8 protein-coding genes are annotated in these 12,945 nt (G+C 33.7%); 5 read left to right on the forward strand and 3 right to left on the reverse strand.

Annotated features, from left to right (window positions below):
* Positions 1–19 precede the first annotated feature (19 nt).
* Genes gspD through gspF form a run of 3 tightly spaced genes read left to right on the forward strand, consistent with a single transcriptional unit; the run spans position 20 to position 5,171 of the window.
* Entirely contained in the window at positions 20–2,275 is a 2,256-nt protein-coding gene (gene gspD / locus HAW63_00575; protein ID MBE8162471.1) for a type II secretion system secretin GspD, read from the forward strand.
* Positions 2,271–3,953, forward strand: a complete 1,683-nt coding sequence (gspE, locus tag HAW63_00580) for a type II secretion system ATPase GspE (GenBank protein MBE8162472.1) — start codon at positions 2,271–2,273, stop codon at positions 3,951–3,953. The genes gspD and gspE overlap by 5 nt, the downstream gene beginning before the upstream one ends.
* 6 nt (positions 3,954–3,959) lie before the next feature.
* Positions 3,960–5,171 (forward strand): type II secretion system inner membrane protein GspF, encoded by a 1,212-nt coding sequence (gene gspF / locus HAW63_00585; GenBank protein ID MBE8162473.1) that lies wholly within the window; start codon positions 3,960–3,962, stop codon positions 5,169–5,171.
* A gap of 117 nt (positions 5,172–5,288) precedes the next feature.
* Here gspF and HAW63_00590 read toward each other — a convergent pair whose 3' ends face one another.
* The gene (locus tag HAW63_00590) at positions 5,289–7,991 is read right to left on the reverse strand and encodes a hypothetical protein (protein MBE8162474.1); all 2,703 of its coding nucleotides are present in this window, start codon (positions 7,989–7,991) and stop codon (positions 5,289–5,291) included.
* 209 nt (positions 7,992–8,200) lie between these two features.
* Between HAW63_00590 and HAW63_00595 the strand changes: the two genes are divergently transcribed.
* Positions 8,201–9,217 carry a bifunctional oligoribonuclease/PAP phosphatase NrnA gene (locus HAW63_00595; GenBank protein ID MBE8162475.1) on the forward strand — a complete coding sequence of 339 codons (1,017 nt, stop codon included), beginning with the start codon at positions 8,201–8,203 and terminating at the stop codon, positions 9,215–9,217.
* Here the strand turns inward: HAW63_00595 and HAW63_00600 are convergent, their stop codons facing one another.
* Complete coding sequence (locus HAW63_00600; protein MBE8162476.1) at positions 9,218–10,753, reverse strand: phosphoenolpyruvate carboxykinase (ATP); 1,536 nt, start codon at positions 10,751–10,753, stop codon at positions 9,218–9,220.
* Positions 10,754–10,851: 98 nt separating this feature from the next.
* Here HAW63_00600 and gloB point away from each other — a divergent pair, with 98 nt between their 5' ends.
* Positions 10,852–11,646, forward strand: coding sequence for a hydroxyacylglutathione hydrolase (gene gloB / locus HAW63_00605; GenBank protein ID MBE8162477.1), 795 nt, complete (start codon positions 10,852–10,854; stop codon positions 11,644–11,646).
* A 24-nt stretch (positions 11,647–11,670) separates the two neighbouring features.
* Here gloB and HAW63_00610 read toward each other — a convergent pair whose 3' ends face one another.
* A complete protein-coding gene (locus HAW63_00610) occupies positions 11,671–12,771 on the reverse strand; it encodes a hypothetical protein (GenBank protein ID MBE8162478.1) in 1,101 nt (366 codons plus the stop codon).
* Positions 12,772–12,945 lie beyond the last annotated feature (174 nt).

The following is a 12,945-nucleotide window of genomic DNA, read 5'->3' on the forward strand; positions in this document are numbered from 1 at the left end:
AAGAAGAAGGCTGTAACTTATGAAAAAAATAACTTTTACTATTACCACACTTAGTGTTTTTGTTCTTACTAATTTTCCTTATACCAGTTTTGGGCAAACCTCTACAAATAATTTATCTATTCCGAAAAACACTTCTCCCTCGATCGCCACTGCTGACCAAGTTATTGAAAGCTTTGACTACCCTAACGCAGATATAAAAGAAGTTACTAAAGCCATTAGTAAGTTGATGAAACGCAATTTTATTTTAGATCCTGCAGTGCGAGGAAAAATTACCATCATTGCCCCCACTCAAATTACTATAGAAGAAGCTTATAATGCTTTTTTATCTGCTTTAGCTTTAAACAACCTAACTGTAGTTAAGAGCGGAAATTTTTATAAAATTCGCCTTACACGAGACGCTAAGCAAGATAGTATTGCTGTATATACGGGAAAAAACTTTCCTAATAACGATCAACTAATTACAAGAATTATTAAAATTCGTTATTTAAATGTAGATCAAATTCAAAAAAATATTTCGCAACTAACTTCAAAAATGGGACAAGTTAATGCTTATAAAAAAACCAATTCTTTAATCATTACCGATTATGGAAATAATATTTCTAGAATTGCTACTATTATGAAAGAGCTAGATGTTCCGGGGTTTGAAGAAAAGTTGGCAGTAATCCCTATTTATTACGCTAACGCAGAAAAAATGTCTAAACTATTAAATCAAATTATTAATCCTACTAAATCTACATCTAGCTCTAGTCGTTTTTCTAGATTTTCTAGATCTTCCAGTACAAGTTCTACTAAATCGGGAGCCGAATCTTACTCCTTAGTAGTAGCCGACGAAAGAAGTAACTCTATTGTGGTAGTAGGAAATAAAAAAGGTATTGGAAAAATGCGTTCTTTAATTAAAAAACTAGACACCCAATTATCTGCAGAAGATGCTGGTGGTGTTTATGTCTATTATGTTAAACACGCAGAGGCAGAAAAAATTGCTAGCGTACTTAATAAATTAGCTAAAGATATTAAATCTACTAAAAAATCTTCTGAGCCCAACGGAAGAAGTAGTTTTTTTAGGCCCTCTGCTAACCAACTCAACACAAAAACAAAAAACACTAGCATTTTAGGCGAAAATGTTAAACTTACTGCTGATAAAGTTACTAATAGCTTAATCATTACTGCAAATAAACAAGATTACCAAACTTTACTAGCATTATTACAAAAATTAGATATTCCCCGAGACCAAGTTTTTGTAAAAACGATTATCATGGAAATTTCTTCAGACAATAGTTTAAACTGGGGTATAAATGCTTTAAAATTTATTAAGACCCCTACAGGAGTCTCTAGAGTTGGTTTTAATACTTCTAGCTTATCCAATATTTTAAACCCTATAAACTCCATAGGCGCTGTTTTAGGTTTTGGAGGTGGAGCAGAAATTAAATTACCCACACCAGTTGGAGGAGTTAGTTCTGTTTCTAGTTTATTAGGATTAGTAGAAGTATTGAAAAAAACCGCTGAAGGTAATGTACTTTATACTCCTCAAATTACTGCCATGGATAATGAAGAGGCTTTGATAAAAGTGGGTTCTAAAGTGCCTGTGGCAAAAACCAGTTCTTCTTCTGCTGCGGCAGGGATTTCTTCTGGAGTAGAAAGAGAAGAGGTTGCCGTGGAGTTAAAATTTACTCCCTATATTAACAGAGAGTCTAACTCCGTTCGTTTAAAAATCGATCAAAAAATACAGTCCATTTCTGATGCCGCTAACACAGATATTGAAAATGGTGTAAAAACTAATATTAGACAATTAAAAACTTTATTAACTATTAATGACGGTGATACTGCAGTACTGGGAGGGTTAACACAAACCGACAGTAGCAATACAGAAACTAAAGTGCCTTTATTAGGAGATATCCCCCTTATAGGTTGGTTGTTTAAAGGCATTTCCCGCAATAAAGATAGAAAAAACATTATGGTTTTTATTACTCCAAAAATTATACAAAATGAATCTCAACAAAATGCTTTATTTTTAGAAAAGTTAGAAGAGCGACTAGGTTTTATTGATAAATACTTAAGTAATGCTAAAAAATTTAAAGCCAATACTCACTCTGCTTTAAATACCAATTTTAATAATAGTTCGACAAAAGAAAATGTACCGGCTTTGGATGAAGGCGATGACGATAATGAAATTAGTGACGACAATGAAGGCGGTGACGATACTTCTTTTGAAGACAGCGATGAAGAATTATTAATAGAAGACAATCCAAACTTAAACTCTCCCGAAACACAAAATTAAATGTATGAACATAAAGAGTATCTTACTAAAAAACACTAAGCTTTCTGAAGCCCAAATTGTTAATTTATTAAAATTAAAAGGGCCTTTGTCTGAGTTAAATTTGTCGCAAGAAAAATCTAGTCAGTCTTTACAAAAGAAAATACTACAAGCCCTTTCTGAACAATTATCTATCCCCTATATAACTGATTTAAATTATAATGAAATTGCTGTAGATTTAATTAAAAATATTCCCATTCAGTATGCAAAAAATAATTCTGTTTTAGCTTTTAAACAAGATCAAGCAGGTACACATATTATTAGTGCCGAAGCATTTAACTCTCATTTGCTACCCGATTTAAAAAATATTTTTAACACGCCTATTCATTTTTATCTTAGCCCCCCCTCCTTATTACAAGAGGCCATTAACCATGTTTATGAAAAAAATGCCACAGCTCTTGAAGCCATTGATGGTATTGAAGATGAAGAAATGGATTTAGATGACCCTATTATTGATTTACTAGAATCTGATGATGCTGCCCCTGTGGTAAAATTTGTAAATACTTTACTAGCAAGAGCCGTAAAAGAAAAAGCTTCTGATATTCATATCGAACCTTACGAAAAAAAATTAGCTATTCGATTTAGAATTGATGGTGCCTTGTATGATGTGTCCCAACCTCCAAAGCGATTACAAAATTCCATTGCTTCTCGTATAAAAGTAATGGCTAATTTAGATATTGCAGAAAAGCGATTACCTCAAGATGGTAGATTTCCTTTAAAGGTTGCAGGAAAAGCTATTGATATTCGTCTTAGTACTTTGCCTACCACTTTTGGAGAGCGCATAGTGATGCGTTTACAAGATCAATCTAGCACAATTTTACAGCTATCCCAGTTAGGTGTATCAAAACAAAGCTTAAAAAGTATTAAAGAAATTTTAACGCAAACTTATGGTATTTTTTTAGTAACTGGCCCTACAGGAAGTGGTAAAACTTCTACCCTGTATGCTGCTTTATCACAAATTAATAGTATTGATAAAAATATTTTAACCATTGAAGAACCTGTGGAACAAAGAATTCCTGGCATTGGACAAATGCAAGTAAACTCGAAAATTGGACTAAGCTTTGCTTCGGGCTTAAGGTCTATTTTGCGTCAAGACCCTAATGTTATTATGATAGGAGAAATTAGAGATTTAGAAACGGCAAAAATTGCCATACAATCTTCTTTGACCGGTCACTTAGTTTTATCTACCATTCATACCAATGACGCTGCTTCTGCCTTTCCCCGCTTAATAGATATGGGTTGCGAACCCTTTTTAATTGCCACTTCTTTATCGGGAATTATGGCACAAAGATTAATCCGAACATTGTGCAAACATTGCAAAGAAGCCTATCAACCTACCGATGACGAGTTAGCCGACTTACAACTGTCCACAGAACAAACCAAAGGCATTACATTTTACAGAGCCAAGTCTTGCGCGCACTGCAACCACAAAGGTTACTTGGGGCGAACTATGATACAAGAGCTTTTATTAATTACCGATAATATTCGTAGTTTAATTATGCAAAAAAATAATAGTAGCTTAATAAAAGAAGCAGCTTTACAAGATGGAATGCAAACTTTTAGAAATCATGGTATTAGTAAAATTCTAGAAGGAGTTACTACAATAGAGGAAATTTTAGCCAATACCCAAGTGGATCATTAAAACACCATGCCTACTTTTCAATACCAAGCTTTAGATAACCATGGCAAAAATAAAAAAGGTCAAGTTGAAGCAGAAAATATAAAAAGAGCACGGGCTATTCTTAAAGCAAAAAAACTTTATGTTTTAAAAATTGTTAATACTCAAAATAAAAGTAACACAAATGCTTTGTTTACCTCGAAATCTATAAGTACTAAAGAGTTATCTTTAATGACTCGGCAATTAGCTACCTTACTACACTCGCATGTACCTATAGTAGATTCTATTAACGCTACCGCAGAGCAAACCGAAAACCTTTATTTATCTTCTATTTTATTTCAAGTAAAAACAGAAGTTAATGAAGGAGCAGATTTATACAAAGCTTTAAAAAAATATCCTAAAGTTTTTGATTTAACTTTTTTATCCATGATAGAGGCTGGTGAAAGCTCTGGTACTTTAGATGTTATTTTATTACGCCTTGCAGAGTTTACTGAAACCCAAAGTGCATTAATTAGCCGAGTAAAATCAGCCATGATGTACCCTATTTTAATGATGTTTGTTATGACGGGTTTAATGGTATTTTTATTTACAGTAATTATTCCTAAAATTACTGGCATTTTTGACTCTACACCAGAACTAACTTTAGAGTGGTACACCTTAGCTGTAATTGATTTTAGTAATTTTTTAATAACCAAATGGCCTTTAATTATTTTAAGTGTAGGTGTTTTTATTTTTAGTTTCCGTAATTGGAAAAACTCTATTAAGGGACGAAGAAAATGGAATGCCCTTGTGTTAAAATTGCCTCTTGTGGGAAAAATGATTCGTATGTTAGCGGTTTCTCGATTTGCTAGAACACTTTCTACTTTACTTAATGGAGGTGTGCCCATGTTAGAAGCCTTACAAATTGTTAGAAATGTGGTTAATAACGATATTATTGCCGAAGCCATTGACCAAGCTCGTGATAATATTAAAGAAGGAGAGTCCATTGCTGCTCCCTTAAAGGCCTCTGGACAATTTCCTCCCATGCTAATTCACATGGTAAATATTGGAGAAAAAACAGGAAACTTAGAAGAAATGCTATCGCAAGTGAGCGACGCATATGACTTTCAAGTTAATACTTCTATTGATGGATTAACCGCCCTGTTAGAGCCTTTAATGATTGTTTTTATGGGTGGTTTAGTAGGCGCCATTGTCTTTGCCGTGATCATGCCTATCTTACAGCTTTCCAATTTGGGAGGCTAACTTTTGTTTTGTTTTGTTTAGCCACAGATTAAGGCTTAAAAAGCGTTCAGCCCGCAGGGATGTGCGAAGCGTAGCTTTTTCAGCCTTAATCTGTGGCTAAACAAAACAAAACAAAACTTACTTAGTAACTATTTTTAAATTACTACAACTAAACACTTTTGCTTGGATTTTTTTAAAGGCTGCTAAAATATTTTCAGAACTACTATCGTCCCAAGCATCACAATCATCCCATTCATCTTCACAAGCTCCACCTTCTTCTTCTAAGGCATCGGCAAATAATTTTTCCATATCTACCTGTGCACAAAACCGTTGAACATACTTCACTGCAAAAGCTAAGTTATTTTTTATTTTTAAATTCGATAAAACATAGGATAAATTTTGATCGGCAAAATCATATAAACGGTGAACATCTTTTTGATATTTAGAAGTATTCTTACAATTATATAATTGCATCCACTGATTAGCTAACTGATCGGACCTGCCATTGTTATTCCAAGAAATATAATTAGAAAAAAATTTTTCCATCTCTATTTTAGTCGATGTCGCTTTATTTTCTACAGCAATACAAGACCTCCAATTAATATGGTCGGCCACTTTAGAGTAAGTGGGTTTTAAGCTTTGATAGGCTTGGTTTAAAATACTAGCTTCGGAAGCCAACACCGACTCTAAAGCACTTAACTGATTTCTTTTAGTAGGACTTACTTCAATTTCATCCAAGCTAGCCTGCGCATATTTAGCAATAGTATCACGACTTTTTTGCAATACGGGTTTTACACGAGCAATCGCTTCGGTAATAGAAATAGATAAGGTTTTTAAATTATTAATGTCCTTTTTTGTAGAATTAATATGCTTAAAATATTTTTTGGCCTCTGGAATAGTTTTAGTTTCTACTGTATGCACTAAGGCCCTAGAAGACTTAATGGTTTTTACTAATTGCGAAATCCAAGAATTAGCTTTTGCAATTAAATCGTTTCTGTCTTTGCTTAGTTTTTCTCTTTTTAAAATTACAGCTAAATATTTATCCAATCGTGCTTGTAAGGCCAAGCGTGGTGCGATTGTGATTTTTGCTAAACGATCTAAAGGGTTCAACAAAGGGCTTAACTGCAAACGCACATGGTCTAAGTTTTCGGGCCTTTTTTGTTCTAATAATCGATTAAGCACTTCTTGTACTTTACTAATATTGTTAGACACTTTTTTTTCTACATTTATCGCCTTAGATTTAAAAGAAGCAATGTTTGTAACAATATTTGGTTTTTCTACTTTTTGTGCCCGACTTTCCATAGAGCTAGCCTCTAATATAGTTTTATGCACTTGCGCTACTAAATCCCTTGCTACAAATAAAGAGGTTTTTGCTTTTTCTAACACTTCATTGGCTAATTTTTGTGCCTTTGCCAAAATACGCTCTCCTTTAATAACCAAAGGAGTTTCTTTAACAGTAATTTGCGATAAATACTTGGCCTGTTTTTTTAAATGCACTTGTAAGTGATTTAAATTAGGTAAATACCCACTTAGCTGTTTGGTTTGCTCATCCACATCGGTGGGATAAGAAGCTATTACTAAATTATTAAAAAAATAGCGTAAAAGATTGGTTTGTTCTGTTAATTTTTGGAAAGCTTCCTCGCTAATTCTTTTTTGATCACCAATGCGTTGGCTAGAACCATCCACATAAGCCTTGTTAGCACGATCTAACAGTGAGGAAGCTTGTGTATTTATTTTTGTATATTCGGAAAAAATAAAATTTCCTTCAACTAACAAGGCCTTACTTTTGGTAATGACTTTTTGTAATTTTCCTTTTGCAATAGCCAATTCTTTTACAATTTCGGCCTCTCTAATGGCAATGGTATTGTCTTGTTGTGCTAACCACGAAGGTAAAGCCTTTAACTGTCTAGTGTAAGCGTATTCTTCTACTTGCAAATCATTATATTTATCCTCTACCACGGGAATAAAATAATTTATCTCCCTTGTATAAAGAGTCTGCGCTAAAGAAGACATGGCCCGTTTTAAATAATCCATTAAATTATCTATTTGCTCTTTCGCTCTTCTACTAGATTGTATTTTTGTTTGTAAGTTATTAATATTCTTATTCATGCGAGCCACTTTGGCTCGGTCTAACAAAAAAGATAGTGTTCGCAAATAGCCTTTCATCTCTAACTGCCAATTTTCCCAATCCAACAACAAATCATTAGCTTGGTATAAAATGCGTTTTCTATTATTTTTAGCCTGAGCCAATTCTACTTCCATTCTTTCAATAGTTCTTTTATTTCTGCGTATCACTGCTCTTAAATCATCCGCTTTGTTATCAATGCGCCTGCTAAAGTCTCGCGAATAAAAATCATTATATTTTTTTTGCAAAGCCACACGCCTTTTTGGAATGTCTTTATGCCAAGCATTATTATCGTTAACTAGTTCTCTTAACCGACGCACTTTGTGTGTTAAATCGTCTTGACCTTGTTCTGCATTATTTATCTTGCGACGCAAAGCTTGTATTTTTGTATTTAATGCAAAAATAATGTTTTTAGCATTTACCTCTCTTGCTCTTTGTTTTAACTTTCGGGCGCTTTGTATCTTCCAATGCGCATCACTAATAGCATTGCTAACTTTTTCCCTTTCCTTACGCGCTTGACGAATCAATTGCTTAGAGGCCTTTACCTCTTTTTCTTTAAATGCATTATTTTCAGAAGGTTTTTTACGCTCTTTTTTTTCTTTTTTCTCTTTTTTTACTAATTTTTGTGCTGCTGTAAGAGGTGTAGCATGACTAATGTTTGCTAAAATAAAATGAGTACTTAAAACGCTTACTAAACTCAAAACAATGGCTTTCATCCCCAAACTCCTTATATTTCTACTTGTTTACAATATGAGTTACAATTATCTATAGATTAGTTAAAAGTCTAGTTTTTTGCCTAAAAAGCCCTGTTTGTTGATTAAATAGCTATGTTTTAGACAAAAAATCAAAATTTTCCTTATACTTTCCAAAAAAAAAACTAGGCAAATGGCCGAATAAATAAGTATAGACCAGAGGAAAAACAATTATGATACCTATCTCCGAAAACGAACAATTGCAAAAAAATACCCTTGTTAAGCTAATTCAAAATTCTCAAAGTTTTATTATCACTACTCACAAGCAGTGTGATGCCGACGGCTTAGGTTCTGCTTTAGCAATGCTTTACGCTCTTAAAAAAATGGGAAAATCGGCCAGACTATTATTAGTGGATGACTTGCCTGATCGTTATAATTTTTTAAATAAAGACTTACTAGTGCAAACTTATAATAGTCCTCATACCCCTATTGAAGATGCCGATGTGGCTTTAATTTTTGACACCAACTCTGAAAGCCTTGTTAATCCTTTGTACAAAGAACTAAAAAAGCATTGTAAATATATTTCTTTTATAGACCACCACCCCTTTGGAGACACTCTTCCTACAGAGTACTCCTTTATACAGGTACACTCTGCCAGCACTGGTGAATTGGTTTTTGATTTAATTCAATCTTTAAATGTTTCTTTAGACAAAAAAATTGCACGCAGCCTTTACAGTAGTATTGCTTTTGACACTCAAGTATTTCGTTATATTAGAGGCTCTTCTCGATCTTTAAAAATTTGTGCAGAACTTTTAGAATACGAAAAAGAACCAGAAAAAATTCATAATTATTTATTTGCATCTTATTCAAAAAATAAAATTAGTTTGTTAGCAGAAGTGTTTGCCACAGTGGAATACCCTTTACCAGAAGTGGTGATTGCAAAAGTACGATTAAAAGATTTAGAAAAACATAATTTAAAAATGGATGATGTTCGTGATATTTTAGATTTGTTAATGAGTATTCGTGAAATTACCATTGGGGCTTTTTTTAGAGAAGATCATCCTAATGAATTTAAATTAAGCTTAAGAAGTAAGGGTTTTTTACACATTAACTCTATTGCAAAACATTTTGGTGGAGGAGGGCATAAACAAGCCGCAGGGGCCTTAATTAAAGGCGATTACTCCACGGTAAAAAATCAAGTGTTAAAAGAAATTCTAAAGACTTTAGAAGATAAAAAAAAAGCGTCGTAACTAAATAACTGGTCCACCTTTTTTAACCACTTCATCAGAAATAACCGCTGCGCCTAAGTTTTGGATATTTTCCATAAACTTTACAGCCAATTCTTTAACGACTTTTCCTTCTGGAATTTGCAAATAATCTGCATCTAGCCCTGGGCATTGTGTGGGAACATCAAAACCAAAAATAGCATGTTGCTTCATGGGTACATTATTTAAAGAACCGTCTTGAATAGCTTTTAATAAAGTTCTACTAACGGAAATAGGAAATCTTTTCCCTTTAGCATAACCACCCTGCCAACCCGTATTTACTAGCCACACAGGGACATCATATTTTTTACTTAATTTGGTTAAAAGCTCAGCATAAACTTTTGCAGCCCTTGGCATAAATGGTGCCCCAAAACAAGAACTAAAAGTTGCCTCTGGTTCAGTAACCCCTATTTCTGTACCTGCAACCTTGGCAGTATAACCCGAGATAAAATGGTACTGTGCCTGCCATTGGTTAAGTCTTGCCACTGCAGGTAAGGCGCCAAAGGCATCTGCAGTTAAAAAAATAATACTTTTAGGATGGCTAGACTCTATATTCTGCCGAAATACTTTATCTAATGCTTCTAAACTATAAGAACCTCTAGTGTTTTCGGTGTACACATTGCTGAAAAAATCAATAACTTTATCTTCATTATAATAAACATTCTCTAAAATAGAGCCTTCTTTATGAACGGCTTTGTAAATTTCTGGCTCTTTACTTTCTTCTAAATTAATTAATTTAGCGTAACAGCCTCCTTCCATATTCGACAGCCCTTCGTGAGACCATACAATTTCATCATCACCAATTAAATATCTATCAGGGTCTGCTGACAAAGTGGTTTTTCCCGTTCCCGATAAACCAAATAAAATACAAGCTTCTTTGCCGTCTTGATTACAGTTAGCCGAGGCATGCATAGGAAATATTTTATCTTCTGGAAATTTATAATTACAAACAGAAAAGGCCGCTTTTTTAATTTCTCCAGCATAACCCGTTCCCACAATAGCCACTTGCCCTTTTGTAGGATCTAAAACCACACCTCTTTCTTCAAAGGGAAAAGTAATGTCTTTGTTTAATTCTGCTCGAATATCTTTTACCGACACCTCTGGTGCGTGCCAAATTTGTATTTTAAAATCTTTACTAATTTGTCCTCGTAAAGATTCCACTGCATGGCTACGAAACATATTATAAGCAAAAGCCACATGCCAAGGGGAGGTGGAGTACACCTCCACAGGAAAACAACCTACAAAGGCTTTTAGTGAATAATTTTTTTTTGATAATACATATTTTTTTACAGAATCAATAAAATTTGTTCCCGTTTTAGTATCTAAAGCTTTGTTAACTGTTCCCCAAAAAAAATTATCTTTAGTATCCGAATGTTCCACTAAAAACCGCTCTTTAGTAGACCTGCCTGTGCACTTTCCCGTTTTTACCAAAAAAGATCCTTGAGGCCCTTCTTCGCCTAAAGAATTCAAGATACTTTGCTTAATTAATTCTTTTTGCATTTTTAATGTGGCGCTATCCATAGTCTCTCCAAATTAATATTTTTTACTTATAACTTGTACAGCTTATACTCCAAAAATTATACCTGTCCAGAGGTTTAAATGCATGTTATTTTCATAAAATGATTGAAGAAAATACATTTTTAAACTTCTCAGTTTTCACTATCCCCGTATTAAAAGATAATTATGTTTTTGTAATAAAAGCACATAAAACTACAGAAAATCTTACAGATACTTGGGTAATAGACCCCGCCCTAGCTAAACCCGTTATTGAGTTTCTACAAACTAAGAAGTGGTCATTAAATGCTATTGTTAATACTCATCATCATGAGGATCATACGGGAGGTAACTTAGAGCTAAAAACCCATTATAATGCCTCCATACTAGCCCCTCAAAATGACCCCATTGTAGCCGATCAAAAATTATCACAAAATAGTAATCTGCATTTTGCAAAAGAACCCGTGCAGATTATAGAAGTTCCTGGACACACCTTAGGACATATTGTGTATTATTTTGCAGAATCGAAAGTGGCCTTTGTGGGAGATTGTTTATTCTCTTTAGGTTGTGGAAGACTATTTGAAGGTAGCCCAAAACAAATGTTAAGTGCCTTAAATAAAATTGCACAACTTCCTGATGATACAAGCATTTTTTGTGCTCATGAATACAGTTTAGCCAATGCTAAATTTGCGCTGCAGGCTGACCCCGAAAACTTGGCCTTACAAAAAAAAATCACGCAAATACAAAATTTACGCAAGCAAAATAAATTTACCATTCCCTTTAATCTTGGTTTAGAAAAACAATGTAACCCTTTTTTAAGAAGTGACTCTGTTGCTATTAAAAAATATTTACATTTACCAAACTCCTGCTCCACAGAGGAAAGCTTTGCAAAGCTGAGAAAATTAAAAGATACTTTTTAGTAGTAAGTGCATGGTTTTAACCATCTAATTATTTAAAAAATCTAAGTTGAAAGCTTCATTAATGTCAAAAAAACTTGGCAAATCTAAAGATCCTGTATTTGATGAGGCCCCACCATTACGCTCAATGGAACCATTGGCCCCATCCTCAATAATGTATCTTCCGTTTCCAGATACCGCAGAATTAATACAAGTTTCCTCTCTTAAAGGACATTGATCATATTTTAGATTAACTGTTTTACGACCACTGCTTTCACCGACTACACTTCCAGAAATAGTAATCACTTTTAAATTATCAGACTGAGCTCCAGTCTTTATATTAGTAACCCATTGAGGCCTAATTAAGCGAGCAGTTAACTCTGCACGATTTTCTCTTAATTTACCAACAACAGTTACTGTGTATCTTTTTTCCCCTTGAGGATTGCTTCCTGTTTTATAGCTAGTAATATCAATAGAGTCGGCATTAATAATTGCGTTAATGGCTTCTTTATGAGTGGATCCATCACTATTGATTTGTATAAAAACCGTTCTAACAATCATTCTATTGGTTTCTTGTTTCCAGCCAACAAAAGTCTTGATATCTTCATTAGCACTCGCGTGAATCCATGATTTCTTTTCCTCTGTATCATCCTTTAATTTTAAAGGCAGACTACTATAAACTTTATATTTTATTTCTAGTGCTTTTACCCATAAATTTTGCCAAAGGCCATAAAAAACAAGCCCTGCACTTGCGCGCTTTTCTTCACTTATCCCCAACTGTAATAAAGTATTATAATTAATGCCGTTATGATTTTTAGACTGAAAAGTTTGCAGAGCTGCATAGTGTTCTTTTCTAAACTGAGTGGCTACAGAACTGGAAAAATTACCTTGATTAGGTTTAGTAATGCCTCGAAAAAAGTTAGAAACTAAAGGAGTAACTGCCGCATAGACAGGTTCAATGAGTAAGTTTTTCCAAGAAAAGGTTTTTTCTATTTTTTGAGGATGATAGCCAATATCTCGATTATTTTTTAAATTGTTAGGGTTCCCTAAAGATAAACTAACTGCAGAAAGCACAATACCACTTCCCCTGCCAGAAGAACCACAAGAGCTTAAAAATATACAAAGTGCCATTAACCCTAATATTTTCACTTCCCTCTCCTTTTTTATACAAAAGTATTTACTGCAAAACTATTATAAACTATTCGTCATACAGCGAAAATTTCTTAAATCCCTGTTATTTCTTGTAAATCTTAAAAAATCCACAAGAAATAGATAAAAAGAGCCTTGTCATTACTACTCTTTTATACTAAAAAATAAGATAGA

It is taken from the genome of Pseudobdellovibrionaceae bacterium, assembly GCA_015163855.1.
Taxonomy (GTDB): domain Bacteria; phylum Bdellovibrionota; class Bdellovibrionia; order Bdellovibrionales; family UBA1609; genus JAAOIH01.